The organism is Corallococcus terminator, from assembly GCF_003611635.1.
Lineage (GTDB): Bacteria > Myxococcota > Myxococcia > Myxococcales > Myxococcaceae > Corallococcus > Corallococcus terminator.
Genome location: NZ_RAVZ01000115.1, coordinates 1 through 26,523, shown reverse-complemented (window position 1 = coordinate 26,523; position 26,523 = coordinate 1). Strand labels below are relative to the sequence as shown.

Genomic DNA, 26,523 nt, shown 5'->3' with positions numbered 1-26,523 from the left:
GCGGTGTGGACCGGCCAGCGGGTGCTCGTCTGGGGCGGCGTGGGCTGCGGCGAGCGGCCCCAGCTCCCCTGCGGAGATGGGGCGGCCTACGCGCCGGACACGGACACCTGGAGCGCGCTTCCCACCCAGGGCGCGCCCTCCGCGCGCGGCTGGCACACGGCGGCGTGGACGGGGCGGGGGATGCTGGTGTGGGGCGGAGAGGAGCCCCAGCAGGCCCGCGTGCTGGGGGATGGGGCCCGGTACGATGTGGAGACCGGGACGTGGACGCCCCTGTCCGGCACCGGAGCACCTGTGGCACGCCGCTATCACTCCGCGGTGTGGACGGGGCAGGAATGGCTTGTCTGGGGCGGCAGTGGCGGTGCTGCTGTAGATGTGGCGCTGCGGGATGGCGCGGCGTACTCGCCCGCGACGGACACCTGGCGGCCGCTGGCTTCGGCGGGGGCTCCCGAGGCCCGCTGGGCGCACACTGCGGTGTGGACCGGCACGGAGATGGTTGTCTTTGGTGGTTTGGGCTGCGGCGGCGACGGGCCGCGCTACTGTGAGGCCGGGGCCCGGTACGATCCCCAGCGTGATGCGTGGTCACCCTTGTCGATGAAGGGGGCTCCCTCGCCCCGCACCGGGCATGTCGCGGTGTGGAGCGGGACGCGGATGCTCGTCTGGGGTGGCGCCGCCGCGAAGTGCGGCGACGGGGGCTCGGGCGCCTGCGCGGACGGCGCGGCGTATGACCCCGCCAGCGACACCTGGACGCCGCTGCGCACCGAGGGCGCGCCCTCCGCGCGGTCGGGGCACGCGGGCGTGTGGACGGGTCAATCCCTGTTCATCTGGGGTGGCCTGGGAGGGGCCGGGGCGGAGGTCGCCTTGTCGGATGGTGCCCTGCTGGTGCCCTGAGCGTGGCGCCGCCCATTTGATTCCTATCGCGGACCGTAGACGGGCAGGTCCGCGCCTGCCTCGAAGGCGCCCAGGTCCGGTGCTGAGCCGGCATGCCCCTCGTTGATGTTTGGCAGAGCCTGGCCTGCGTTCACCGCCGCCGAATCCGCGCGGATCCGCAGGTCGGGCTTCGCGTAGAGCGTCAGCGGCGCGGCGGGATACGCCACGGTGTTGGCGAACACCGTGAGGTCCACCTGCACGGCGTGCTGTTCGCTCGTGCCGGTGCGCAGGGTCTGGAGGTTGCTGAACGTGGTGGCCCCCAGGCGGCCTGTCACGGTGTCCGTGGTGGAGCCCACGCCGTCATGGTCGAGGCTGGAGCTTGCGACGTCCAGGTCGGGGACATGCAACACGCGTCCGGTGCCGCTGCTGTACCCGTTGAAGGTACCGCCGGGTCCTCCCAGGAAGAGGTTGTTGCGCGCGTAGAGGTTCGCCACCGGGCGCCCGGCATAGATTCCGAACGCATCGCCGTGCTTCACCACCGTGTTGTGCAGGAGCACGTCTCCGGTGCTGCCCCGGTAGAGTTTGAAGGCCACGTGCACCGCGTTGTAGATGGCATTGCGGACGAAGTACGTGGGCCCGCCCAACCCCGGCTGCGATGATACCGCGATGAAGTTGTTCGTCAGCCGGTTGCGGACGATCCGGCAGTTGTGGAAGCAGAAGTCCGCCTCGATGCCGTCATCCGCGTTGCCAGTCAGATCGTTGTTCAGGATGTCGATGCTGAACTGATCCACGGCCTCATCGTCCTCGAAGAGGGAGATGCCGTCCCGGAACCCCGTCACGCGGTTGTGCAGGATGACGTGCCCCGGACCGTTGACCGCGATGCCCTCGCCCAGGTTGTCCCCGCTGGCTCCGAGCGACGCCTCCGCCCACTGCGTCAGGCCCGTCACCACGTTGTCCGCGATGTATGCATTCTCCGCGCGGGTGAAGGTCACGATGCCGTCGCCGCCGTAGGTGCTGCTGGCGTTGATGGTGCAACGCTGGATGACGATGTGCTTCGAGCCGTTGAACCGGATGCGCCCGTTGACGGTGAGCCCCTCCAGGTGGACGTAGGCCTGGGCGAAGAGGTTGATGGCGCCGTTGATAACCACCCCCGCGGTCCCCCTCAGGACGATGGGCTTTCCCTCGGTGCCGCTGCGGGACCAGTCAAAGCCAGCGTAGGTCCCCGCACCCAACTGGAGGATGTCCCCGGGCTGAGCGCTCGCGGCGACGCTGGCGAACGTGGCGGGTGTCACCGCCTTGATGGGAGCGCTCGCCATGGGGACGGGCAACGGACGCGTGGTGGCGTTCGTGGTGCGCGTGGTCGTCCCGCCGTCGGGGTCCGTGAGCGTCAGCTCCAACTCGTAGGTCGTTCCCGGCTGGAGGTCGAACACGCTGCCGGAGTGACGGCTCGTCCAACTGAAGCCCTCGTTGCTGCCCGCGGCCACGCGGCGCAGCGGGAGTGCGTTACGCCAGACGGTGGTGCCCGCGATCCGGTAGCGGACCGTCACCACGCCATTGGCGTTGGCATCCCCGCTGAACGCCCACTCCACGGTCAGGTGGTGCAGCGTCGGGAAGGGCAGACTCGTCGCGCCGGCCACCGTGGCGTCGGCTCCGCCGCCTCCACCCGCGTCGTTGCCTCCACCCGCGTCGCTGCCTCCACCCGCGTCGCTGCCTCCTCCCGCATCGGTGCTTCCGCCATCGGTGATGTTGCCCCCATCCACCGGGTCCACGTCGTCCGGGGCACCGTCAGAACAGGCCACCGACGTCAGCAATCCAAGAACACAGGCCCAACGCGAGAATGGAGAGGTCATGGGGGTTTCCTTCAGCCAACCATGGTCCGACGCGGTACATGAGGGCAATGACCTGGGCGATTGTCCATGAACTCCCCAGATGGCGGACCGCGAGCGGTAATCTCGTGTTGAATGCGCTTCATGCCCCCGAACCGACTCGACGCCCTGGGTGAAGCGACGACCCTCCTGGAGGTCCGAACACGTCTGCGCTCGCATCGCTGGGCGCCGGAACTCGACATCTTCGAGCGCTCCCCCGGTGCTGTGCGGCTCCTCGACGCGGGCCTCGACGCACCGGAAGGACTCGACACGGGGAACGGCCCCTACGTCGTTCTGGTCGAGGGCCCGCTCAGGACGACAGGCCATCTGCACCTGTGGACGGACGACTATCTGCCCGGCCTTGTGATTGTCCGAGGCGACCTGGAGGCGCGGACCCTCTCGTTCGGCAACGGGGCGCGCGTCTTCGTCGAAGGCTCGGTGCGCGTTGAAGGGGAGCTCTTCGGCCAGTATGGGGACCGCAATGCCGCCCTCGTGTCCATGGGCGAAATCCGGGCGAGGGCGACCTTCCTGGAGACGACCGCCGGGCTGTACGCCGAGGGGGGTGTCCAGTCCCTGGTCTATGCGCCGCTGGGCCTTTATGAATCACTCACGCCAGACATCGAGAACGAAGGGGTCGGGGATGGAGTCCACAGCTTCGACCCGTCGGTGCTGGATGCCTATGGCGACCTCGACTTCCGCAAGGCGATCCAGGCCGCGCGTGAAGGGCGGCCCCTGTTCCTGGCCGGCATCGAAGAGCGCTTCCCCCTTCGACTGACACACCGCGCGACCCGGTAGCGCTCATCCCATCCTGGCCCGTCCGTCTCGCGGTAGGCTGTCGTCCCATGTCCTATCAACGTCCCCCGGTGAAGGCTCCGCGTCTGTCGGGCGTGGCCCTCAAGGCCTTCGTCAACACCCTGGAGCGCGGCGGCGTCGGGCCCGCGCTGGTGGAGAAGCTGCTGCGGGACAGTGGCATCGAAGCCTGGCGTGAGTTGTCCGCCGGAGATGCTCCGCCCATCCAATATCCGCTGCCTCCCGGTGCCCCGCCCACGGAATCCCAGACGTCGGAAGAACAGGCCGCGCGCGCCGTCGCCGCGTCCTCCCTGGAGCCGAAGCGGGAGACGGTCGCGGCCTTCGCGCGGGCCTACCGTGACGGCGGGACAGATCCCGTCGCAGTGGTCCGAAAGCTCCACGAGGCCATCGAGCGGCTGGACGGCGGCGCGGACCGCCTGGGCCTCTTCATCGCGCGCAAGCCGGACGAGGTGCTGCGGGCCGCGGAGGCCGCGGCGGAGCGGCTGCGCGCGGGCAGGCCCTTGAGCGTGCTCGACGGCGTGCCCGTCGTCCTGAAGGACGAGGTGGACCTGGCCGGCTTCCCCACGACGCTGGGCACGACGTTCCGCAACGAGGTGGTGCCCACCGACTCGACGGTGGCCGCGCGCCTGAAGGCCGCGGGTGCCCTCATCCTGGGCAAGGCCAACATGAATGAGATTGGCATCAACCCCATCGGGTTGAACCCTCACCACGGCGCCGCTCGCAACCCGTGGAACCGGGGCCACATCACGGGCGGAAGCTCCAGCGCCTCGGGCGCCGTCGTGGCGGCGGGCCTGTGTCCGCTGAGCATTGGCGCGGACGGCGGGGGTTCCATCCGGATCCCCGCCGCGCTCTGCGGCATCGTCGGCCTCAAGGCGACGTGGGGTCGCATCCCGGAGACGGGCGTGCCCCCGCTGTGCTGGAACGTGGCGCACGTCGGGCCCATGGGCCTCACCGTCGACGACGTGGCGGCGATGTATGCGATTCTCTCCGGGCCGGACGGGCAGGACGTCGTCGCGCGGCAGCAACCCGCGCACCACCTGTCGGGCTACGAGGACGGCGCGCTGAAGGGCATCCGCCTGGGGCTCTGCACGCCCTACTTCGAGGATGCCGACCCGGACGTGGTGGCCCGGTGCCGGGAGTCGGTGCGGGCGCTCACCGACGCGGGGGCCACGGTGGTGGAGATTCCACCGCCCGACCTCAACACGATCCTCTGGACGCACAGTTGCATCATCCTGAGTGAGATGACGGAAGCGATGCTCCCCCAGTTGAAGGCGCGCGCGTCGGTGTTCGGCCTCGACTCGCGCACCAACCTGGCGCTCGGGCGGCGCTTCCGGGCCACGGACTTCGTCCATGCGCTGCGGCACCGGCACCGGATGACCCGCGAGCTGCTGTCCCTCATGGCGGGCGTGGATGTCATCATCACCCCGACGACGGCCACCACCGCCCCGGCGATCCCCGAGTCCACGCTTCCCGACGGCGAGTCGAACCTGCCGGTGGTGGACGCGCTCATGCGCTTCATCCGCCTGGCGAACCTCACGGGTTGCCCCGCCCTGTCGGTGCCGGCGGGCTTCGACCGCGCGGGCCTTCCGGTGGGCGTGCACCTCATGGGGCGGCCGTTTGAAGAGCACCTGCTGTTGCGCCTGGGACGCGTGGTGGAGCGCGCGGCGGAGCGCCGCACGCCCGCCGTCCATGTGCGCGTCCTGGGCTGACGCCGCGGGCCCTCCCTGAACGTCGTGCCCTCCACATCCCGGGAGGGGCGCGGTGTCTCGGCCGCGCGGAAGCGCCCGCGCGGGGACCGCATTTGTTAGCCTCGCCTGCGTCCCGCCAGATTGGCGCGGACAGGAGGCGACACCGGGATGGATTCAACCGACGCGCGCATGGAGCGGCTGGAAGCCCGCATCCGGCGGTTGCAGGGACTCTCCTTCTCCGCGCTCGCCCTGGCCGTCCTCGGCCTGGGTGCCGCGGCCCTGCGGAGCCCGACGCCCCAGGCCGGAGAAATCGTCGCTTCCCGCTGGGTGCTCCAGGATGCGCAGGGCCGCACCCGCGCCACGCTGGACACCGACAAGAATGGCGCCGCGTCCCTGGTCCTGCGCGACAGCGCGGGCCGTCCCCGGGCGCTGCTGGGCGTGGGCCCGGATGACTCGCCCCGGCTCCGCTTCTCCACGGCGCAGGGTGAATCCCTGGCCGAACTCATGGTGTTCTCGGACGAGGCCCCCCGCCTGTCGCTGTCCAAGCCGGGCGGCGTGGACCTGTTCTCCGTGGGGCTCCAGGTGGATGGCTCGTCGCGGCTGGAGCTGGCGGATGAGCATGGACGGCCTCGCGCCATCCTGGGCGCGGACGAGCACGGCATGCCCGGCTTGAGGCTGGTGGATCGCCGGGGACAGACGCGGGCGTCCCTGCGCGTGGGCAGCTCGGACGTGGGGAGCCTGGTGCTGGAAGGCAGCGACGGCGAGGTGTTCCGCGCCCCTGTCGTGCAGTGAGCCGGACCTGAGCGGCGGGTGCCTGCCCTGTTTCGCACCCGCCCGCCTCGTCCTCAATCCCAGCCACGAAGCTGGACGCGCACGCGCCTCATCAGGAACTCCCATTCCTGGCGCTTGATGGTCGCCATCACCCGGCCTCCCACGATGGTGAGCCCGGTGAGCGTCATCACCAGGAAGCCGATGCGGTGGTCCCGGAGCCCCGCGTTGAGCAGGTTGGCCACCACGTCCAGCGTGAGAAACAGCGTGCCCAGCGCCAGATAGGCGCGGATCTGCAAGGCCATTCCCAGCCCCACGCCCAGCAGGCACACGGCTCCGAAGACGAGCGCATACGTCCCATCCTCCGACTCGCCCATCCGCATCGCCAGCTTCGCCGCCGCCGGCACGTACAGCAGCAGTCCCCCGAGGATGCGCACCGCGTTGCGGGCTGCCTGGGGCAGGCTGGACGTGAAGAGCTGTCCCATCATCAGGAACAGCAGGCCGAGCGGGGCCAGGTACACTTCCAGGCCCTCCAGGCCGAAGGCGAGCGCGGCGATGAGCAGCGCCAGGTTGCAGGCGGCCGCCGCGAACGCGCCGAACATCCGGCTGCGCTCCACCGCGCCCAGCGCCGCGTACAGCAGGCCGGAGCCGCCCGCGAGCAAGGCCGCCTCGCCCGTCGCGTCCCCGGGCAGCACCAGCGCCATGCCAATGGGCAGCAGCGCCGCGAACCGCCGCGTCGCGCGCTCCACGGGTTGTACGCCCGCCCTGCGCGCCAGCACCGTCACGCCCACCAGCACGAAGCCCAGGCACAGCGCGAAGAGCGCATCGTGTTCGGGTCGCAGGCCCTGCGCGTACAGGCCGCGCACCAGCGCGTAGACGCCCACCACCGACACCTGCACGAAGTACACGTGCCGTCCCGTGTGCTCGCGCCACGCGCAGTGCAGGGACACGCCCACCGCCAGCCCGATGGCCGCGAGCGCCAGGGGCAGCGCCTCCTCCGGCGCGCGGCCCTTCACGGCGACGATGGCGAGCAGCACCCCGGTCGCCACGAGCCACAGGTCGCGCCCCCAGCCCATTCCGCCCGCGACGTCACCCCTGCGCCGCGCCGTGGCGCGCTGAGCGATGTGCAGCGCCAGGGCACTGCCCGCGGCGGCCAGGGCCAGCGCCGCTCCAGAGACCGTGAAGAGGCTCCGGTAGCCCGGCACCGAACCGGATCCGCTCGCCTCCATCACGAGGGCGGTCATCAGCGCGGAGAGGACCGCGCTGCCCATCAGCACCGTCGCGGCGCTGGCGACGAAGCCCGCGAGCGCGCCCCGCCACTGGAACGCCGCCACCATCGCCGTCACGGCGATGAGCGAAAGCGTCACGGCGTAGGCTGGGGAGACCATCCACGACCCGCCCAGGCCCAGGAGCATCCGCCACAGGAGGCCGGGGACGGCCATCGTCGGCCACGTCTCTCCCGTCACGGCCAGCGCGTACGCCGTCGCCGCCAGGAGGTAGGGCAGCGAGGACAACTGCGTGCGCAGCCGCGTCTGGCTTGCGTCCACGCCCCTGCGTCGCGCGACCCACGGACCGAGTGTCACCACCGCGAGCCCCAGCAGCGCGAGCGTGGGACCAGGCCATGCCTCGAAGAGGGAGGCCCTGTGGGCCTCGGCATGGATGAGCAGGAGGAGGCCCGCGCCCAGGACGATGCGCCCTGCCTTGCGGGCGCCTCCGCTGAACAGCACGGCCCCCGTGGCGAAGGCGAGCCCCGCGGCCGGCAGGCCGGGCTGGAAGAACGCCGCCGCCGCCACGAGCGCCACGGCCGTGAGGGACCATTGGCGCAGGATCTGGAGGAAGGGCTCGGGGAGGTCCTGGGCGGTGGGCCAGAGGAGGCGGCGCACGAAGGCGCGTGCCGCGCCCATGCCCGCCACCGCGATGGCGGCCCCGGCGTAGACGAGCCCGGCGGCGGCGATGCCCGCGAACGCGCGCTGCCAGGAGAAGAAGAGCGTGTCCCCGGGGGCAAGCCAGGTCGCGGGCTGGAGCCAGTCCAACTCGTAGGGCCCCATGAGCTGCACGGGATGGGCGAGCACCCATTGTCCGTCAGGCGGTCGCAGCGCCATCAGCGGCGAGCCGAGCAGGCCCTTCTGCGCGGCCCAGAGCGCGGCGCCGGGCAGCCCCAGCAGGAGGCCCAGGTGGGCCAGGGGCCGTGAACGGAAGGACGCCGCGAGCAACAGCCACAGCAACGCCGGGCCCAGCACCAGCAGCGGAGGCACCACGCCGAGCGCGAAGGACGGATCCGGCATCCCCACCACCAGGGCGGAGCGCATCAGGACGATGGCCAGCGCGGCCACGCCCACGTGGGGCACCGCATGGTAGAGCGGCCCGTGCCGGGGGTTCTCCAGCCGCCGTCCGAGCCACGGGCCGAAGCGCCGCGTCGCCAGCGCGAGCAGCCACAGGGCGATGCCGATGAGCGGGATGCGCCAGGCGCTCACGTCGGGCGAAAGCGGTCGGCCCGCGCGGTTGATGACCGCGGTGAGCGCGATGAAGGCTCCGCCCGTGGCGAGCGTCACCACCGAGCCGCGCAAGGCCAGCGCCACGAAGCCGCGCGACACGAACGCCAGGAGCGCGACGGCCGTGAGCAACCCTCCCGCGAGCAGGAAATCGGGCCGCTCGGCGCTGACGGGCGTGGGGATCCAGTTCAGGAGGGTGAGGGTCGCGAAGCAAACCTGTACGAGCGCCGCCGCCGCGAAGCCATCCGTGAAGAGCGGCCATCCCCGCGCTCGAAACGGCAGGGGGATGACGTCCAGCAGCCGGCGGCCCTTCGGCGCCGGGCCTTCACCCGCGGCCGGGCCGCGCCCGCGCAGGACCGCGAGGAGCGCGAAGCCGAGTGCCAGCGCCGAGGCCACGAGGGCGGCGCGTGGCGAGGTGAAGTCGGAGACCGTGCCCAGGCCCTGCGTCACCGTGACCGCGAGCCCCATGGCCGCGATGAAGGCCACCAACCGGCTGCCCTCCCTGCGCACGCGCAGCAGCAACACCGCCGTGGCCAGCGCCGTGGGCGCGCAGGCGAGCAGCGTCCCGGCCGGGCCCACGAACGCCGCGAGTGCCTCCGGTAGGGCAGGGGTGACGCCCAGTGCCAGCACCACCCCCAGCACGGCCGCTCCCAGCGAGACATCCTCCAGCGGCTTGAGCGAAGCGCTCTGGCTGACGGGCCGCGCCCACGCGTCCTGTGCGAGGCCCGCGAGGCTGTAGAGCCCCGCCGCGAGCGCGAAGACGGCGAGGTTCGCCGTGTTCGACGCGAGCCACGGCGTCCCCTCGATGAGCGCGACCCCTCCGAAGAGCGCGGCGATGCCCCCCAGATAGTGGAGCCCCCGCCATCTCCAGCCTCCCGCGACATGCGCCGCGACCGCGATGAGCAGGCCCGTCAGCGCCTTCGGCCAGGGGTTGCTCGGCCCATTGTCCCACGCCAGCACCGCGACGGCGGGCATCGTCGCCAGGGCCACGACGACGCCCCAGGCGAGCAGCCGGATGCGCAGGCCACTGGCCACGGTGGTGCGCGCCACGAGCAACAGCGCCGAGGCCACGGCCGTGACCCCGAAGCACCACCACGTGGACTCCAGGGGGGCCTGCGTGCGCGCGAGCAGGGCCCCCGCGAGCATCGAGGCCATGACGCCCGGGTGCACCAGCGCGCGGCGTCGCGGCTCCAGCATGAAGAAGAGCATCGCGGCCAGCACGGGCGCGCTCGCGGATGCGACCTCCACCAGGCCGTCGTCCCCTGGCATGACGGAGAACGCGCTCAGCGCTCCCGCGAGCGCGCCACTGGCCACCACCGCGTGCGCCAGCGTTTCGAGCACCGGGCCCGCGCGCGGATGGGCCTCCCGGACCGACTCCGAGGAGGCGGCCATCGCCACCACGGCCGCGAGCGCCACCGCCCAGAGCGTGAGGCCCGCGAACAGGGGGCTGCCCGGCTCCAGTGCATCGAACCCGGAGGGCGCGCTCGCCACCGCGAAGACGGCCAGACAGAGCGCGCCGTACAGCGCGGCACCCGCGTTGACGAACGGCGCCTTGCCCGTCGCCGCCCGCGCACGCCACGCCGTGGCCCCGAGCGCCACCACGCCCGCGCAAGCGCACAGCACCCGCAGCCACGGGGCCTCGTCCCATCCCATCAATGGAAGTCCCGCGAGCAGCGACGGGAACAGTGCCACCGCGAGCGACGCGGCGGACGCGCCGTGCAACAGCCGTCCCGCGATCCTCAACGGAATGATTCCGACCGCCGCGACCCCGAGCGCGACGGGGACGCCCACCACGGGCGCCAGCGCCACCAGCGACGACAGCGCGACGAACACCACCGGAAGCAACGCGAGCCCGATGCCCGCCAGGACGCGCCCGGCCGACAGGGAGCGCCGCGACAGGAACGCCCCCAGCCCGATGAAGGCCGCGTGGTAGCCGAAGAGCGCGCCCGTGACGATGAGCTGCCGGGGCACGCCTCCGAGGGCCCGCCACGCCTCGCGGACCCCCATGAGCGAGCCGCCCAGCACCAGCACCGCGCCGAGGAACCACCAGATGTACTCGTGGAGGCGGGGCGCGCCCTCGCCCTCATCGAGCGCGACCATGGCCTCCAGTCCGTTCCCCAGCGAGCCCAGGTGCCCCTGGGAGAACAGCGCCCGCCCCGACCCCAGCGCGGAGCCCAGGTCGTCCTCGCCGGAGTCCCGGGAGCCCACCGCCGCACGCCTCCGCGCCTCCTGCTCCCGCTCCGCCTTCGCCGCCGAGTCCAGGGAGTGCGCGAGCGCCGCCACCCAACCCGGACGCCATCCCCCCGCGCGCCGGAACGACGTGGCGACATCCTCCGCCCAGGCCTCCGCGCGAACCGACGAGTCGACAGGGGGGGCCACTGGCGGCGCAGGCATCGGCTCGGACACCGACGTGGCTGCTTCCGGGGGCGCGTCCAGCGAGGCGTCGAGCCGCTGCGCCGTGACGGAGTCGAGCAACCCGTCGAACCGCCAGCGCTCGATGCGCCGACGCAACAGGGTCCGCACGAAGTCTTCGAGAGGCTGCCCCGTGGCGGGCACGAGCGTGGTGCCACACTCAGGACACGGAGCTCCGGATTCAGTGGCGCGGAGTTCCGCACAGGCTGGGCAGATCATTGCGCGCCAGCATAGCGAGGGGCCCCCCACTTGGGATGGGCCCCCTGGTGACACTGTCACCGACGACCGGGCTCGCCAGGGCTGGCGCCGTCACCAACCCCGTGAGGGGGCAGGGCCCCCGGTGTTGATTCTTTGTGACGCAACGAGTTGAAGGTGTCGGAGGCGGGCTTTCAGTCGCAGTAGTACGTCGGGGCCAGCGCGAGGACGTGCTGCTCCGCCACGGGGGACAGTGCGCGCAGGCGTGAGAGGAAGAGGGGCGCCTTCATCCCCATTCCGATGAACCCCCAGACATACGAACGCTCCTGGGACGCGTGCAGCTCCTCGCGTTCGGCGTCCGTGAACGTGCGCCCCACCGCCTTCTCCAGCGTCTGGAGGTCCAGCGCGAGCTGGGCGACCAGGGTCCCCCGCAGGGCCTGGAGCAGCTCGGAGTACTCGGCCAGGGCCGCCTCCAGGGTCTCCGGCTGCTGTTCGAGGATCTTCTGCGCCTCCAGGAAGTCGAGCCGGGTGTGCTGCGCCTCCTCCAGCCAGTGGTGCTTGAGCATGTTGCAGAACAGCGGATCCAGCGTCTCCGTCTTGTTGCTGCGGACCGTCTCCAGGTAGTGCTGCTGGGTCATCAGCTCCAGGTGCAGGTTGAAGATCAGCACCCCCAGGTGCGACTTCGCCATGATGGCCCGGGCCACCTCGACCTGGTTGTCGAGCAGCGCCGGGGCGACCTTGAACCCCCGGGCGAACGCGCCGGTGTAGCGCGAGAAGAGCTGCTGGTGCTTGAGCTCCTCCTCGGTGAAGCGCAGGAGCGCGCGCATGTGGATCGCGTTCCCGTGGAGTTCCAGGCCGGCGCGCTGCGACGCCAGGGCCACGGCGTACTCCTCCAGGAACAGGAACAGGTGGGCATAGCTGTTGGAGCGGATCTGGTTGAGCAGCAGCCGCTCCTCGGCGTTCAAGAAGCCGATGGCTTCCGTCCCGGTCAGCGCATCGGAGAGGAATCTCCGGCTGAAATCGAGTTCGGTGTCCCGGGGCAACAACTCATCCAGACGCCAGGACACCTTCTCGGAACTCTGGATGCAGGACTGGTACTCCAGGGTTTGATTTTGCATTCGCGAATCAAACGGCCGTTGCCCGCTGCCCGTCAATCCGTGGCGGGATGAAAGGCGTTGCGCAGGGAGTCAGCCGCCCTGGGGTCGCAGCGATCCCAACCTCGGGAGTCGCTGGGCCCCATGCGCCCGGCTGGACTTCTTTCTCGAAGACCTGGTCTTCACGGTGCTGAAAGACAGCCGAAGGGCTGGGTCTTCCTCTGCGATGTCTCGGATCACCGGATGGCCTACGAGTCCATGGGCTGCCAGGCCGTTTCCTACACGGCGGGCATCCCCCCGGTCGCCGCCGCGATGCTGATTGCGTCGGGTGCGTGGGACGTACGCCGGAGGGCCAATGTGGAGGAGCTTCCTCCGCGGCCGTTCCTGGCGCCGCTGGACCGACTCGGTTTGCCTACACGGGCGCGGGGAGGGCGGAGGATTGTCCCGTCACTCCGTGAAACATGTTTATTCAGGCAAAGCCGGGATGGTGCCCCGGGGAGTCTGCAACACCCTGACCTGTACAGTCTGGCTCGTGAAGACAGTCGCCCTACCTGTTGATTCCGGTAGTGCGTGAAATCTTGGGTAGCATTGTTTTCGGGTCACAGTGTTGGTACTGTTGATTTCTGGATTCATTCCTCTTCCGTGGCGGTCGGCCCACCCCATGGCAATGGCTCACATTGTGAGGACGGGGGGTTCGTGTGTCTGTACTCCCGAAGGGTTGTGGTCCCCACCCATTGTCTCGCTGAGTTCCCATGGCCTCCGCTCGGAAGCGGCTGACCCGGAAGTTCCCCCCAGACAACCCCGTGTGTGAACCGGCTCCGCCTCGTGCGGGAGTGGTGCGCTGACGATGGGCCCGGGGGATATGACGTCGGATGCAACCGTGGAATGGGAAAAGGTGCTGGGCATCTTTTCGGACGAGGCCGAGGGCCTGGTCGCCTCCATGGAGGAGAACCTCATCGCGCTGGAGGTGGCTCCCGCGGATTCGCTGCTCCAGGCCATCCTGCGAGGAGCGCACACGCTCAAGGGCGCCGCTGGCTCGCTCGGCTTCCAGGCGGTGACGGATTACACGCACGGAGTGGAGGACCTCCTCCAGGCGCTGATCGACCGGCGCGTCGCGGTGGACGAGGAGCGGGTGTCGCTGCTGCTGGGCGCCGTGGACCACCTGCGGGACTTGAGCCGGGCATCGCTCGCCGGCGTGGATTCGCTGGGCGCGGTCCACCTGGCCCACCTGGCCCGGCTGAAACAGGGCGCCGGCCTTCACCCTGCCACGGAAGCGGTCGCCGCTCCGGCCCCGGCCAGCCTTCCGCGCATCCCGGAGTCCCCGGGAGGCAAGCGGGGGCGCTCGCGGATGGACCTGGAGCGCCTGGACCGCATCGTCACGCTCACCGCGGAGCTGTCCGTCGCACGGGGCCGGATGACGCAGTTCCTGACCCGCGCGGAGGACTCAGGCGCGAGCTGGGATGATGCGCTGTCATTGCAGCGGGAGATGGATCCGCTCTTCGAGGAGCTCCAGGAAGAGGTGATGAAGGTCCGGATGGTCCCCGTGGGGCCGCTGTTCCGACAGCACCTGCGCACCGTGCGCGACCTGGCTCGCTCCCAGCACAAGCAGGCGCTGCTGGAGTTGGAGGGCGAGGACGCCACCCTGGACACCGCGGTGCTGGACGCGCTGCGCGACCCGCTGCTCCACCTGCTGCGCAACGCGCTGGACCACGGCATCGAGTCCCCCGACGAACGTCGGGCCGCGGGCAAGGACCCCCGGGGCCACCTGCGGCTGCGGGCCTTCCACGACGCGGGCAGCGTCGTCGTGGAGCTGTCCGATGACGGCCGGGGCATCCAGCGCGAACGGGTGCGAGAGCGCGCCCGGGAGAAGGGGCTGGTGGCCGCCCCGGAGCGCCTGCGCGACGACGAACTCCTGCGCCTCATCTTCGAGCCCGGCTTCTCCACCGCCGCGACGGTGACGGAGCTGTCCGGCCGCGGCGTGGGCATGGACGTGGTGCGCCGGGACATCGAAGCGCTGCGCGGCTCGGTGTCCATCCAGAGCCAGGAGGGTCGGGGCACCACCCTGACCCTGCGCCTGCCCCTAACGCTCGCCGTCATCCAGGGCTTCGCCATGGGCGTGGGGGACCAGGTGTACGTCGTCCCCATCGAGGGCGTGCAGGAGTGCATGGAGGTTCCCTCCGAGGAGCGCACCTCGGAGGCGTCCGGCGTCCTGTCGCTGCGCGGCCAGCCGCTGCCGTACCTGCGGCTGCGTCAGGTCTTCGACCTGGGCGGTGGCACGCCGGCCCGGGAGAACGTCGTCGTGCTGAAGCACCCGGATGGCATGGTCGGTCTGGCGGTGGACGAGCTCCAGGGAGAGGGACAGCGGGTCATCCGACCGCTGGGCAAGCTCTTCCAGGGCATCCCCGGCATCTCCGGCTCCACCATCCTGGGCGATGGGCGCGTGGGCCTGCTCCTGGACACGCCCTCGCTGGTGAGACGGGCCATCCACCGGGCCTGTGAACACCCCGAAGCCTTCCATTCCCCGCAGGACCTCCTTCCCCCTACCGACGCGCCTCGTGCGCCGTCACGCCCGTCCCCCCTTCCGGAGTAACCATGTTCAACAACCTGAGCATCACGGCGAAGCTGGTGTTCGCCTTCAGCGCGATGGTCGCCATCATCATCGGCATCGTGGGGATGACCTACTCGACGCTGGTCAGGGTCGCCGCCTCCGCGAACGGCGACACCGAAAGTCAGCAGATGATGATCGCCATCCGCACGCTGGAGGGGGACATGGCCGACCTGGCGATGGGCCAGCGTGGCTTCCTCATCACCGGCGACGACAAGTTCCTGGAGCCCTACAACCAGGCGCGCCTGAGCGTGTCCCAGAACATCGACCGCATCCGTGAGCTCACGCAGCGCGACCGCCGCCAGCAGGATCGCCAGCAGGAGATCCGCGACCTGATGCAGCAGTGGGTGACCCAGCACCTGGAGCCCCTCATCGCGCAGCGCCGGGACATCAACGCGGGCCGCGGGGAGCTGGCGGAGCTCATCGCGGTGGAGCAGGCCGCGCGCGGCAAGGAGACGGCTGACCGCATCCGGATGTTGCTCACCAAGCTGGCGGACGACGAGGAGAACCTCCTCAAGGAGCGCATCACCCGGACCGCCGGCATGGCGGAGGACCTGTACAACGTCATCATCATGGGGGGCGTGCTGGGCGTGGCGCTCGCGGGGCTGCTGTCCTTCCTGCTCACCCGCAGCATCGTGCAGCCGCTCACGGAGGCCGTGAAGGTGACGACGCAGATCACCGCCGGCGACCTCACGGCGAACATCACCGCCCGGGGGACCGACGAGACGGGCCGGATGATGGGCGGCATGCGGGACATGATCCAGCGGCTGTCGGGGGTCATCAGCGAGGTGCGGGGCGCGGCGGGTTCGCTGTCGTCCGCGTCGCTCCAGGTGGCCTCCGCGGCGCAGGGCCTGTCGCAGGGCACCAGCTCCCAGGCGGCCTCCGTGGAGGAGACCACCGCCAGCCTGGAGCAGCTCAACGTCAGCATCCGTCAGAACTCGGAGAACAGCCGGGAGATGGAGCAGACAGCCCTGAAGGGCGCCCGGGACGCGGAGGAGAGTGGCCGCGCGGTGAAGGAGACCGTGGAGGCGATGAACGCCATCGCGGAGCGCATCTCCATCGTGGAGGAGATCGCCTATCAGACGAACCTGCTCGCGCTGAACGCCGCCGTGGAGGCCGCGCGCGCCGGGGAGCACGGCCGGGGCTTCTCCGTCGTCGCCACCGAGGTGCGCAAGCTGGCCGAGCGCAGCCAGAAGGCCGCGAAGGAGATTGGGGGCCTTGCCTCCTCCAGCGTGAAGGTCGCCGAGAGAAGCGGCCAGTTGCTGTCCGAACTGGTGCCCGCCATCCGCCGCACGTCGGAGCTGGTGCAGCAGGTGACCAACGCCTCGCGTGAGCAGTCCATTGGCGTGTCGCAGATGAACCGCGCCATGACGCAGGTCGATCAGGTGACCCAGCGCAACGCCTCCGCCGCGGAGGAGCTGTCCTCCACCGCCGAAGAGATGGCCACCCAGGCGGAGTCCCTCCTGCAGATGATGACGTTCTTCCGGCTGGTGGAGGGCTTCGGCTTCAACGTGCCCTCCAGCCCGTCGCGGCCCACGGCCCACCGGATGCCGGCCTCGTCCGCGCGCGGACTGCAGGCGGCGGCGCAGGGAACGCTCGGCGGGTCGTCGGCCCAGGTCTCGGCCCTGTCCCGGCTCCAGAACGGCGCGGAGTCCCCGGCCCACCAGGACTTCCAGCGGTTCTAGGGAGACAGCCCACCATGAACCATCCCATCGAACCGGGCAGCGGCAACCGGTCCAGCTACCTGAGCTTCATGCTCGCGGGCGAGGAATACGCCGTGGGCCTCCTGCGGGTGCGGGAGATCATCGAATACCGCCCCGTCACCCGCGTGCCGGGCATGCCCGTCGCCGTGCAGGGCGTCATCAACCTGCGCGGCAGCGTGGTGCCCGTCGTGGACCTGGCCGTGAAGTTCGGCCTGTCGCCCCGGCCCATCACCCGCTGGTCCTGCTTCGTCATCGTGGAGGTGGCGCTCGACGGCCAGCAGACGGTGCTGGGCTTGCTCTGCGACACCGTGCGCGAAGTGCTGGAGTTGGGGCCCGACGACATCGAACCCCCACCGGCCTTCGGCACCCGCGTGCGGCTGGAGTTCCTGCGGGGCATGGGCCGTCATGGCGACGCGTTCATCCTGCTCTTGGACCTGGACCGGGTGCTGTCATTGGAGGAGCTGCTGCGGCTGACGACCGCCGCCGACGAGGCCCCGGCCTCCGTGCTCGCCCCCGCGCCCTCCGCGTCCCAGCCGGAATCCCCGGGTCACGGGTGAGGGGATGAGCGGGCATGAGCCATGGGCGCAGGCGTTGCCGCCTTCGCTGTCGCACTCGGAGCTGATGCTGTTCCAGCACCTGGTGGAGTCGGAGACGGGCATCCACCTGTCCATGGCGAAGAACGCGCTGGTGGCGAACCGGCTGTCCCGGCGGTTGCGCGAGCTGGGCCTGGATTCGTTCGCCGCGTACTACACGTACGTCACCTCGGGGGGGAACGAGGCGGAGAAGGTGCGGATGCTCGACAGCCTCTGCACCCACGAGACGTCCTTCTTCCGCGAGTCCCGCCACTTCGATCTGCTGCGCGACCACGTCTTCCCGGAGTGGGTCGCGCAGGGCGCGCAGGGCCGGCGTCCCCGGAGCCTCCGCGTCTGGAGCGCCGGGTGCTCTACCGGCGAGGAGCCGTACTCGCTGGCGATGGCGCTGCTGGAGTCCTTCCCCCAGGACTCCGGCTGGCACCTGGAGATCGTCGCCACGGACCTGTCCACCTGGGCCGTGCGGCGCGCGGAGGAGGGGCTCTGGAACCTGGAGCGCTCCCGGACCATCCCGCCGCTGCTCCTGCGCAAGTACATGCTGCGCGGCGTGCGCAGTCAGGAAGGGCTGATGATGGCGGGCCCGGAAGTGCGGCAGCTCCTGCGCTTCGCCCGCGCGAACCTGCATGACCCGGCCACGTGGCCCGTCGGGAAGTTCGACATCATCTTCTGCCGCAACGTGCTCATCTACTTCGGCGCGGAGGCCCGGGTGCGCGTCATCCAGGGCCTGCTCCAGCGCCTGCCGGAGACGGGGTACTTCTTCCTCGGGCACGCGGAGAGCCTCATCGGCATCACCGCGGCGGCCCGCTCCGTGAGCGCCAATGTCTACACGCCCCGCCCGGGCCCCGCGGAGCCGTCCCGCGAATGAGCGGGGTCAGCGCCTCCCGATGCGCATCAGGAGGCTGTCGACCACCGAGGTGACCCGGAACTGATCCATCCAGTCATCCAGTTCGCTCAAGCCCGTGAACGCGGAGAACCTTCGCAGCGTGTCGGCGGCCTGGTAGGCGGACTGGAGGCCGAGCAGTTCGAACAGGTGCGGCCGGCCCCGCTGATACAGCGCCGCGTCCAGGCGCTTCCAGGGCTCCAGCTCCGCGGGCTCCGTGAGCGGCCAGATGTCCGCGCGGGGCGCCCGGGAGCCCGCCCGGTCCAGGATGGCATTGGCGGCCCGGCGGCCCCCTTCACACGCGCCTTCCATGGTGGCCAGGTCCGTATGGGTGCGCACGTAGTCCCCCGCGAGGCACAGGTTGGGGATCGCGCTGGCCGCGTCGGGGCGCGCCTCCCAGGAGCGCGGGGGGTGGACGAGCAGCCGCGACGGGTTGGCCGGCGGCAGGCCGGCGCTGTAGTCGAGGTCGGCGTCCAGGTGGAACGAGTGGAGCAGGGCATCCGTCAGGACCTGTTCGACCACGTCCCCGCCGTTGAGCGCCGCCTTGAGCTGTCCCCAGACCTCGGTCTTGATCTCCTCCGGGGTGCAGTCCTTGGCGCGCTTCGGCACGAAGGTGCCCGGCGTGTCCCAATCCGAGATGTCGATGGAGAGCAGCCCGCCGACCTGCCCATCCCCGAACTGGGTGCGGAACAATCCCAGCTCGCGCCAGAACTGCGGCTGCGAGATGGACGTCAGCGCCCAGGGGGAGTCCGGGTAGAAGATGTGGCCACGGACCAGGGGCACGTCCTCGTAGAGGAAGAACTGGATCCCCACCATCCACGCCACCAGCTCTTCCACGTCCGTCTGGCGCAGGCGCGCAAGCGCGGGGTCCAGCGCGGCGAGCTCCGGGGTGATGAGCGCGTGGGCCGCCTCGACGGGCACCGCGAGCACGTAGTGGTCCGCGGTGCGCGGCCCGCCCTGGTCGAAGCGGGCCCGGGAGATGCGTCCTTCGGACACGTCGAAGCCGGTGAAGCGCACGCCGGCATGGAACTGGACGCCCAGGCCGCGCAGGTGGGCGACCCAGGGGTCCAGCCACATCTGGCTCGTGGGCCCGCCCATCGTCCGGTCGTTGTTCACCCCGCTGGAGGCGAAGTCGAGGATCAACTGCATGGAGATGGTGCCGAGGGTTCGCGCCGAGCCTCGGCGTGGATCCATGGCGACCATCGTGCGTGGCACCGCGCGCAGTTGGCGCTGGAACTTCGGGGAGTAGCGGTCGCCCTGGGTGTAGTCCCACCACGACAGCTTTTCGTACTGTCCCAGCCGGCGCTCGTCGCTCGATGAGAGGAATTGGAGCATCTTGAGGCCGAACAGGCTTCCGTCGGACGGTTCGAAGTCGAGCTTCTGGAAGAACAGCTCCAGCGCCTCCAGGACGTCATAGGGCTTGTCGAGCCGCCGTCGGGAGAAGCGGAACCACGTGTCTTCATCAATCAGGGCGATGGCGCTCTCGGTGGTCGCCTTGAGGTGCTGGTCGACGGTCCGGCCCGGAGTGCCGGCGGCGGGAGTCCGCTGCATCTGATCAATCACGTGGCGGTAGAAGCGCGGGTAGAAGCGGAAGCCGTGCTCCCCAGGCAGCGCGCGTCGGTTCTGCGTGCCGGTGCCGGGCACCGGCTGGGAGCGGGCCTTGCCACCCCAGGTCGCCCGTGAATCGAAGACATGGACCTTGAAGCCGCGCTCCACCAGTTCGTGCGCGGCCGTGAGGCCCGCGATCCCGCCACCTACGACGATGACATCCGGCATGCAGCACCCCTGTTCCCGCGGTTGGTGCCAACGATGAAGTCGCCCGCCATCTTCGCGGCGCGTTCGCGGCACCTCCATGCGGCCACGCCGCCTCTGTCTCGCGGCATGCGGATGGCCTCATGGACAGGACAGAAGGTGGCCCCCCGGGGCGACGGACGTGCCGCGGGAGCGGGTGCGAGCGCATCCGCTCCCGCGGGCGCGGGGGCTACTTCACGCAGTGCAGTGCCGGGCCGGTGGGGTGTGCATCCCATTGGCCCACGCTGAGGTTCGCGATGGAGGAGTTGTTGGACGTGATGGTCTCCAGGCAGCTCACCGGCCACAGCCGTCCGTCATCCAGCCGGAAGGCGGCGGGGCGCCCGGGGGCTCCGTAGACGGTCGCTCCCGAGGTCATGGACGCCCCGTAGGGGATGCGGTGGAACACGTCCGATGAGACGGCGATGGCGTTGCGCGACAGGGTCTGCGCGGGCGCGGCCAGCGCGAACTGGAGCCGCATTCCGCCGCGCGCCAGCGTGAGCGGCAGTCCCGGTGCCTGGAGGAGATAGCCCTCGTACACGCGGCCGTGCGGCACCTGGTCGCACGTGCGCCCCGTCAGCAGGTCCACGCCGCCGTGGGCCAGGTTCCAGGTGTCGGGCCCACCGGGGCCCACCGAGCGCAGGATGTCCACCGGCACCGTGCCGCACGTGGAGGACGCCAGGGCGTGCTTGTCCGGGCGGGACACGATGGCCGGGCCTTCGGTCCACGTGCCGCTGATGTCGAACTGGTCCACCTGCTGGCTCAGCGCGCTGTTGAAGAGGAAGACGCGTGTGGCGCTGGAGGTGGGACCGTCCACCGCGATGGCGAAGGTGTCATTGGCGTCCACGTACTGCCAGTCCACGGAGAACGCGGCGAGCAGCGAGTGGCGCGTATGGTTCGCCGCCGTCCTGGGCGCGAAGCCGGTGGCGGTGAGCTCCTCGACGCCCGTCTGGAAGGTGGGGTCCGACGAGCGCAGCACGAACTGCCCGCCGCCGTTGCCGTCCACGGCGTACCCGGTGGAGTCGGTGAAGATGAGGTGGAACTTCCCGTTGACGTGCGTGACGCTCGGCTGACCCGCGCCGTACTTGTTGGGCAGGGGGCGGTAGTCCCGCGCGGGCACGATGATGGGATTGCCGCCGTTGAGCCGCGTCCAGTTGAGGCCGTCCGGGCTGGAGGCCACGCCAATCATCGTGGTGCCGGTGCCGTCGCCGTAGCCGCCGTAATACATGTAGTACGTGGCGTCGACGCGGATGACGGACGGATCGCACACGTGGATGCCGTCGAACTGCGCGGCGTTGCCCGTGGGACGGAACACGGTGTTGTAGCTGTTGGCCACGGAGGAGCCCCGCGCATGCCACGGGCCGCTCAGCGAGTTCGCCTCGGCGTAGAGGATGTAGTCGCCCGCGATGCCGCCGCACCACCACATGCGGTAGACGCCGTCCTTCATCACGCTGGGCACGTAGTCATACGAGGTGCGCGAATACACCGGCGTGTTGCCACCGCGATAACCGGTGACGGTCGCCGCCCGGGCCACGGGTGACAGCAGTCCGCTCGTCACGACCGCCAGGGCGAGTAGCAACGTTGCACGTCTGGACACAGGGAGTCCTTTCCTTGGGCGAGGCAGGGTGCCTTCGCTGGAAAGTGGCTCTATCAGGAAATACTGGAATTTGTGTGGCGATGGAGTGTGGTGTGCCCTAGCCTCGGGGTCTGTCACTTGAGACATCCCGCGCCGGAGCTTGTCGTGAAATCCCCTACGAGTTCGTTCTTCCATTCCTGCATCACGGCTGTTTCTGCCGCCACGCTCGTCATATCCGCCCCCGCCTGGGCGAGCGTGACCTCCAGGGCCGTTCCCGCCGTCTCGTCGGTGGCGGGGATTGCCACCACCGTCACGGAGATCAACCAGCAGATCGCGGCGGCGCTGCCGGGCGGGGAGGTCGTCGTTCGCGACGGCACCTACGACGGCGCGAGCATCAACTTCACCCAGCACGGCACGGCGAGCCAGCCCATCACGCTGCGCGCGCAGACGCGCGGGAAGGTCATCTTCACGGGGGCATCCTCCCTGACGATCTCCGGCGAGTGGCTCATCGTGGATGGGTTTGTCTGGCGGGGAGCGCGCAAGCAGAACGTGATTTCATTCAACCGCGCCAAGGACTGCGAGTTCCGGCACAACGCGCTGATTGATTCAGGCCCGGAGCCCACGGTCGCGGACGGAAGCATCAAGCTGCAGAACTCGAGCGCGCGGAACAAGCTTCTGCGCAACCGCTTCGAGAACCTGCCGGCCCAGGGGATTCGTCTCACCTGCAACGCCACCAACTGCGGCAACGTCGACAACCAGATTGCCTACAACCTGTTCTACGGCAAGAAGTCCTCCGCCGGCAGCAACAACGGGGAGTCCATCCAGTTGGGCTCCGGCATCATCGGGACCGTCAAGACGGTGGGTGATTTGAGGACCGTCATCGAGTCCAACCTGTTCGAGAACATCGCGCCGTCGGCGGAGATGATTTCGAGCAAGACGAACTACAACATCTTCCGCTTCAACACGTTCCGGAACACGGAGGACCGTCTCGTCCTGCGGATGGGCACCCACGCCGAGGTGTACGGGAACTGGTTCACCAACGCGATGGGCATCCGCGTCCACGAGTCCTTCCACTCCCTCCACGACAACCACTTCGAAGGGGTCAACGGGCCGGCGATCATGCTTCCCAGCGGGAAGAAGACGGACGATTGCTACCACTGGCCCGCGGACTCGGTGCGGATCGTCGCCAACACCGTCGTGGGCGCGTCCGACAACGCCATCGAGATTGGCGGCAACAAGATGGAGTCGAACGGCTGTACCTATTCGGAGCTTCCGCAGAATGGGTACTACGAAGAGAACATCCTGGTGAACTTCACCGGGAACGCGTTCTGGCTCTACGCCCCGTCGAACCAGACGTATGTGGAGAACATCGCCTGGCCGAAGGTGGGCTCCGCGACGGGGGTGTCCTTCGTGGATCCGCTGCTCATCCGGAACGCGATGGGCGCCTACATCTCCAGGAAGTTCCCGGCCCGGGGCGCGGTGATGCAGTGCCGCGCGCTGACGGTCGCTGACGTCGGGCCTTCGAGTACCTATTCCTGCGAGTGAGAGCCCTCGGGCACCCTACGGGAGCTCAGACACGGGCCAGACTTCGTCGTAGGGGGCCGTGGTAGAGTTCACGCCATGTCCTTGTCCATCACCGGATTGGGCCTGGTGTGCGCGGTGGGCCATGACGTGGTCACTGGCTGTGCCGCGCTCCGCTGCGGAATGTCCCGACCCCATCCGCTGGACCTCCGGGTCGCCTCCACCGGGGATGAGCCCGGGGTGGAGTCGGTCGTAGGACATCCCCTCCGGGGACTCAGCGATGGCTTCGTGGGGTTGGGCCTGTACGGGCTGCTCGCGGAGGGGGCGATTCGGGACCTCCTGGCCTATTCCAGGCTGGACCCCGGCGATGACCGCTTCTGGGGTGACACGGGGCTGTACCTTTGTCTCTCTCCGGCACGAACCCCCTGAGCGGGAGGAACTCGAAACGCTGCTCCACGAGCGGCTTGCTTCCCTGATCCTGCGGCGCACCCGGCTGGGGATTCGCTCTGAGGAACAGCGCGTTGTGCCTCATGGGCACGTTTCCGTACTCGCGGCGCTGGCGGCTGCCGCCGAGGCTCTTTCAGCGGGTCGGATTCAAAGGGCGCTCATCGTCGCCGTGGACAGCCTGACGAGCGACCTGGAGGTGCTCGAAGGCCTGGCCATGAGCAGACGTCTCAAGACGCCGAACCATCCGGTGGGGCTGATGCCTGGGGAGGCGGCGGCGGCGCTCCTGGTGGAGAGTGAATCCGCGGTGCGTCGGCGTGGAGGTCGAGCCGAGGCGATTGTGGAGGCGCTTCGTGTGCGCGAACTTCCGGTGCAGGAGGTCCCTCCCGCGGGTCCGTCACCTGTACTGCGCCTGGCGGAGGTCCTCGACGACACGCTGGCGGGCGCGACCCGGATTGGAGACGTGTACGGCGACCTCAATGGAGAGCCGTCACGTGCCATGGATTGGGGCGTCGCCCTGGCCCGGTTGGATGCGAGGGCCATGCTGGCTGACGCCAGGACCCACTGGCCGGCGATATCGTTGGGGGATACGGGGGCCGTCAGTGGCGCGATATCGGTGGCCGCGGCCACTCGCTCGTTTGTAAGGAACTACGCCCATGGAGACGAGATCCTCGTATGGTCCAGGTCTGATTCCGGCAGCGTCGCCTCAGGCCTCCTCATCCGCCCACGGGAGTGAACACGCATGGCATCCAGCGACAACCATCTGGCCTGGGACCCGAAGACCCTCAACCACACGGACCGCCCCTCCGGCTTCGGCTGCCTCTGGAGGCATACCCTCACGGACAACGCTGGGTGGAGTTCCCATCCCTGCAACCATATGGCCAATGGTTACAGGGTCTCCCTGTCCGCGCGCAGCACGCTCTACAACAAGGACCACCAGAAGATTGCCCGGCGGATGCGACTCGTGGGGGAGGACTTCGGGCTGAGAAGCAAGGCCCTGAAGCGCACCTGGAAACGCTTCCCTGCCAGTGCTGGCACGAAGCGCAAGCTCACCTTGTCGGACTTCCTCAAAAGGGCGCGAGGCTCACTGTATTGGCTGAGTCGCGGACCCGAGGGCTGGCACATCGGGGCGAAGCACCTGTCCCCTGTTCCCAACCAACGGCTGAAGATCGGCGGTCGTCCGCAGTTCCAGCCTCGCCAGAACAAGGTGCAGGGTGGATATGGTGCCTTCTATCCGTACGAGCACAACTACCACCACCTCATTCCCATCGGTGCTGTCGAGGAGTGGGTCGTCGGAAATGGAGCCCCTGGCGGGGAAACACGCTCCGACACGATCGTGAAAATGATCCTCATCTCGCGCTGGAACATCCACAACGAGAAGAACATGATCCTGCTGCCTCAGCAGGAGTTTGAATCGCTCATCGTGGGGCTTCCGGCTCACTGCCCGTGGGGTGTTCCGAAGCACGCGGACTATCAATCATCCCTCAAGAGCCGGTTGCGCAAATTGCGACGGATGATTGATAAGAAACTCAAGCAAGAAGAACATCCCAAGGAACTCAAAGCGGCGATCCTTGACGAATTCAATTCCCTGTCGAAAACGCTTTTAGAACAGGTCAAGAGCATGCCGGCGGGCGCGAAGCTCACGGCCGCCACCCTCTGAGCTACGAACCCATGCCCTATTCCTTCTATACATTTGGACACGCGCTGGATTCTCGCGCGGTGGAGATCGTCGACCTCCCGGACAAGGTCGAGGACTATTTCTACTTGAGCGACGGTGTTCCGATGGCGCCCTACCTGCCACCGACGACCGAACTTCGTCTGTATGAAGAAGCTGGCGATATGTTCACGGACTTCATCGACAATCCTGATGGTGTGCTCTACGTTTCCCCTCAGGTGTGCGAGGTCCTGTCGAGTCGCGGCCTGGTTGGTGCTGCCGTCGAACTGCTGCCCTTTGTCCTGCTGGACAAACGTGGGCGACGCGTCCGGGAGTCCTATGCCATCGCAAATCCACTGGTGAGTGTTCCATGCCTGGACTTCGAGCGCTCGAAGTATCGTCGCCGTGCAGGCAGTCCCATTGAGCTGGCAGAGGTCAATCTCTTGCACCTGCGCGAAGATGCCCTCCCCGAAGATGTTCAGCTCTTCAGGGTCGCGGAGTTCACGGAGATGATGGTGCTGCGCTCCGATCTCCTGGACGCCTTTCATCAAGCGGGGCTCACCGGGCTCGCGGTTCATCCCACCGGCACAACCATTCCGGGCTGAGGCCGTTTCTCATGGAGATCGTTCTCGACAACCTCCTCTTCCTGCTGAGCCAGCGGATGCCCCGGCTTGAGTCGCCGTCGGCGACGCCGGACGCGAAGCTCGCCCTGGAAACAGCAGCTCTCTGGCGTCAGTATGGCTGTGGCCTGCTTCTGTCGGAGTTGGACGAAGAGGGCTTTCGCGATGGCCTCGAACAGGCGGCGACGCTCTACCGGGACCTGCTGGTGCGCCGGAACGACTGCCCGGAATCCGAGCACTACCATCTCGCACGCAGCAAGGGGGAGCCGCTCTTCGACGCCCTGGCCGTGGGCGCATGGGAGCTCGCACGGCAGATCGCGGCGGAGATGACGCCTGCCTGGATGAAGCGGATGGAGTCCGAAGAGGACTTCCATTACTTCGGTGCGCTCATTGGACTGCTCCTTCATCGTGACGATCTGGACGCGGAGCTGGCGGCTTATGAGCGCTGCCTCCAGGGAGGGCAGTCCTTCCGCTTCGACGTGATGAAGGCTCTGGCCACCGCGGATGACGGTGCCTTCGAAGCAGGCCTTCAAGGGATGATCGAGGAGCAATCGGCCTGGGTGGCGCGGCAACAGCGCTCCGGAGTCTTCGACCCCTATCGACAGAAGACATCCGCCTTCGTCTTCGTCGAGGGTGTCGCGCTGGTCCGTCTTGCGCGACACAGGGCCTTGAAGACCCAGCAATGGTATCGCCTCATTCCCGCGCCCGCCCTCGACGCTGGCGTTGCGGAGGCCCGCCCCTGAGCCGGCGTTTTGATGGGAAGGCCCCTCACTGGCATCTGGACGCGGGGATGACTCGTCCCTACTGCGTCGTCTTGGCCTTCCGTAACCGTCCGGCCAACGACGTGCCGGATCGCTTGAGGGCGGACGGGAAGCGTGCGTGACGAGCGGCGCGACCGATTGAAACGCGAGGCTTCAGGCCGCGTCAGCGGCGCGCAGGCGCTTCCACTCG

General features: G+C 69.2%; 19 protein-coding genes. 14 read left to right on the top strand and 5 right to left on the bottom strand.

Annotated features, from left to right (window positions below):
* A partial coding sequence (locus D7V88_RS18055) for a Kelch repeat-containing protein (RefSeq protein ID WP_208726349.1) occupies window positions 1-888 on the top strand: 888 nt, incomplete at its 5' end.
* A gap of 23 nt (window positions 889-911) precedes the next feature.
* Here the strand turns inward: D7V88_RS18055 and D7V88_RS18050 are convergent.
* On the bottom strand, window positions 912-2,717 hold the full coding sequence (locus tag D7V88_RS18050) for a right-handed parallel beta-helix repeat-containing protein (RefSeq protein ID WP_244238220.1): 1,806 nt from the start codon (window positions 2,715-2,717) through the stop codon (window positions 912-914).
* A gap of 120 nt (window positions 2,718-2,837) precedes the next feature.
* On the opposite strand from D7V88_RS18050, the gene D7V88_RS18045 reads away from it, so the two are divergent.
* The 3 genes from D7V88_RS18045 to D7V88_RS18035 all read left to right on the top strand — a co-directional run bounded on the left by D7V88_RS18045 (window position 2,838) and on the right by D7V88_RS18035 (window position 6,022).
* Entirely contained in the window at window positions 2,838-3,527 is a 690-nt protein-coding gene (locus tag D7V88_RS18045; RefSeq protein WP_147448768.1) for a hypothetical protein, read from the top strand.
* 47 nt (window positions 3,528-3,574) lie between these two features.
* A complete protein-coding gene (locus D7V88_RS18040; protein WP_120541886.1) occupies window positions 3,575-5,251 on the top strand; it encodes an amidase in 1,677 nt (558 codons plus the stop codon).
* Between the two features lie 147 nt (window positions 5,252-5,398).
* Complete coding sequence (locus D7V88_RS18035; RefSeq protein WP_120541885.1) at window positions 5,399-6,022, top strand: hypothetical protein; 624 nt, start codon at window positions 5,399-5,401, stop codon at window positions 6,020-6,022.
* A 53-nt stretch (window positions 6,023-6,075) separates the two neighbouring features.
* Here the strand turns inward: D7V88_RS18035 and D7V88_RS18030 are convergent, their stop codons facing one another.
* Both D7V88_RS18030 and D7V88_RS18025 read right to left on the bottom strand, forming a co-directional pair.
* Complete coding sequence (locus D7V88_RS18030; protein WP_244238219.1) at window positions 6,076-11,013, bottom strand: hypothetical protein; 4,938 nt, start codon at window positions 11,011-11,013, stop codon at window positions 6,076-6,078.
* A gap of 278 nt (window positions 11,014-11,291) precedes the next feature.
* Window positions 11,292-12,215 (bottom strand): hypothetical protein, encoded by a 924-nt coding sequence (locus tag D7V88_RS18025; protein WP_120541883.1) that lies wholly within the window; start codon window positions 12,213-12,215, stop codon window positions 11,292-11,294.
* Window positions 12,216-13,071: 856 nt separating this feature from the next.
* On the opposite strand from D7V88_RS18025, the gene D7V88_RS18015 reads away from it, so the two are divergent.
* Genes D7V88_RS18015 through D7V88_RS18000 form a run of 4 tightly spaced genes read left to right on the top strand, consistent with a single transcriptional unit; the run spans window position 13,072 to window position 17,954 of the window.
* Window positions 13,072-14,781: a chemotaxis protein CheA gene (locus D7V88_RS18015; RefSeq protein ID WP_341870686.1), complete on the top strand. Its 1,710-nt coding sequence runs from the start codon at window positions 13,072-13,074 to the stop codon at window positions 14,779-14,781.
* 2 nt (window positions 14,782-14,783) lie between these two features.
* On the top strand, window positions 14,784-16,481 hold the full coding sequence (locus D7V88_RS18010) for a methyl-accepting chemotaxis protein (protein ID WP_120541881.1): 1,698 nt from the start codon (window positions 14,784-14,786) through the stop codon (window positions 16,479-16,481).
* A 14-nt stretch (window positions 16,482-16,495) separates the two neighbouring features.
* Window positions 16,496-17,056: a chemotaxis protein CheW gene (locus D7V88_RS18005; protein ID WP_120541880.1), complete on the top strand. Its 561-nt coding sequence runs from the start codon at window positions 16,496-16,498 to the stop codon at window positions 17,054-17,056.
* 4 nt (window positions 17,057-17,060) lie between these two features.
* Entirely contained in the window at window positions 17,061-17,954 is an 894-nt protein-coding gene (locus D7V88_RS18000; RefSeq protein WP_120541879.1) for a CheR family methyltransferase, read from the top strand.
* A 6-nt stretch (window positions 17,955-17,960) separates the two neighbouring features.
* Here D7V88_RS18000 and D7V88_RS17995 read toward each other — a convergent pair whose 3' ends face one another.
* Together D7V88_RS17995 and D7V88_RS17990 are read right to left on the bottom strand one after the other, a co-directional pair.
* The gene (locus D7V88_RS17995; RefSeq protein ID WP_158625100.1) at window positions 17,961-19,745 is read right to left on the bottom strand and encodes a hydroxysqualene dehydroxylase; all 1,785 of its coding nucleotides are present in this window, start codon (window positions 19,743-19,745) and stop codon (window positions 17,961-17,963) included.
* A 205-nt stretch (window positions 19,746-19,950) separates the two neighbouring features.
* Complete coding sequence (locus D7V88_RS17990) at window positions 19,951-21,354, bottom strand: glycoside hydrolase family protein (protein ID WP_147448767.1); 1,404 nt, start codon at window positions 21,352-21,354, stop codon at window positions 19,951-19,953.
* A 234-nt stretch (window positions 21,355-21,588) separates the two neighbouring features.
* On the opposite strand from D7V88_RS17990, the gene D7V88_RS17985 reads away from it, so the two are divergent.
* From D7V88_RS17985 to D7V88_RS17965, 6 genes are all read left to right on the top strand, one after another.
* Complete coding sequence (locus tag D7V88_RS17985; RefSeq protein ID WP_158625099.1) at window positions 21,589-22,878, top strand: chondroitinase-B domain-containing protein; 1,290 nt, start codon at window positions 21,589-21,591, stop codon at window positions 22,876-22,878.
* Window positions 22,879-22,953: 75 nt separating this feature from the next.
* A complete protein-coding gene (locus D7V88_RS44445) occupies window positions 22,954-23,283 on the top strand; it encodes a hypothetical protein (protein WP_244238218.1) in 330 nt (109 codons plus the stop codon).
* Window positions 23,222-24,034, top strand: a complete 813-nt coding sequence (locus D7V88_RS17980; RefSeq protein WP_244238217.1) for a hypothetical protein — start codon at window positions 23,222-23,224, stop codon at window positions 24,032-24,034. Before D7V88_RS44445 ends, D7V88_RS17980 begins: the two co-directional genes overlap by 62 nt.
* Window positions 24,035-24,040: 6 nt before the next feature.
* Window positions 24,041-24,958 (top strand): AHH domain-containing protein, encoded by a 918-nt coding sequence (locus tag D7V88_RS17975; protein WP_120541875.1) that lies wholly within the window; start codon window positions 24,041-24,043, stop codon window positions 24,956-24,958.
* A gap of 11 nt (window positions 24,959-24,969) precedes the next feature.
* Window positions 24,970-25,557: a hypothetical protein gene (locus tag D7V88_RS17970; protein ID WP_120541874.1), complete on the top strand. Its 588-nt coding sequence runs from the start codon at window positions 24,970-24,972 to the stop codon at window positions 25,555-25,557.
* An 11-nt stretch (window positions 25,558-25,568) separates the two neighbouring features.
* Complete coding sequence (locus D7V88_RS17965; protein ID WP_120541873.1) at window positions 25,569-26,315, top strand: immunity 49 family protein; 747 nt, start codon at window positions 25,569-25,571, stop codon at window positions 26,313-26,315.
* Window positions 26,316-26,523: the final 208 nt, after the last annotated feature.

Coding starts and splice junctions, on each gene's coding strand:
- D7V88_RS18025 (WP_120541883.1), bottom strand. CDS start 12,215: ATGCAAAATCAAACCCTGGAGTACCAGTCCTGCATCCAGAGTTCCGAG.
- D7V88_RS18000 (WP_120541879.1), top strand. CDS start 17,061: ATGAGCGGGCATGAGCCATGGGCGCAGGCGTTGCCGCCTTCGCTGTCG.
- D7V88_RS17975 (WP_120541875.1), top strand. CDS start 24,041: ATGGCATCCAGCGACAACCATCTGGCCTGGGACCCGAAGACCCTCAAC.
- D7V88_RS17970 (WP_120541874.1), top strand. CDS start 24,970: ATGCCCTATTCCTTCTATACATTTGGACACGCGCTGGATTCTCGCGCG.
- D7V88_RS18005 (WP_120541880.1), top strand. CDS start 16,496: ATGAACCATCCCATCGAACCGGGCAGCGGCAACCGGTCCAGCTACCTG.
- D7V88_RS18050 (WP_244238220.1), bottom strand. CDS start 2,717: ATGACCTCTCCATTCTCGCGTTGGGCCTGTGTTCTTGGATTGCTGACG.
- D7V88_RS18035 (WP_120541885.1), top strand. CDS start 5,399: ATGGATTCAACCGACGCGCGCATGGAGCGGCTGGAAGCCCGCATCCGG.
- D7V88_RS18045 (WP_147448768.1), top strand. CDS start 2,838: ATGCCCCCGAACCGACTCGACGCCCTGGGTGAAGCGACGACCCTCCTG.
- D7V88_RS17980 (WP_244238217.1), top strand. CDS start 23,222: ATGACCGCTTCTGGGGTGACACGGGGCTGTACCTTTGTCTCTCTCCGG.
- D7V88_RS17995 (WP_158625100.1), bottom strand. CDS start 19,745: ATGCCGGATGTCATCGTCGTAGGTGGCGGGATCGCGGGCCTCACGGCC.
- D7V88_RS17965 (WP_120541873.1), top strand. CDS start 25,569: ATGGAGATCGTTCTCGACAACCTCCTCTTCCTGCTGAGCCAGCGGATG.
- D7V88_RS18010 (WP_120541881.1), top strand. CDS start 14,784: ATGTTCAACAACCTGAGCATCACGGCGAAGCTGGTGTTCGCCTTCAGC.
- D7V88_RS44445 (WP_244238218.1), top strand. CDS start 22,954: ATGTCCTTGTCCATCACCGGATTGGGCCTGGTGTGCGCGGTGGGCCAT.
- D7V88_RS18040 (WP_120541886.1), top strand. CDS start 3,575: ATGTCCTATCAACGTCCCCCGGTGAAGGCTCCGCGTCTGTCGGGCGTG.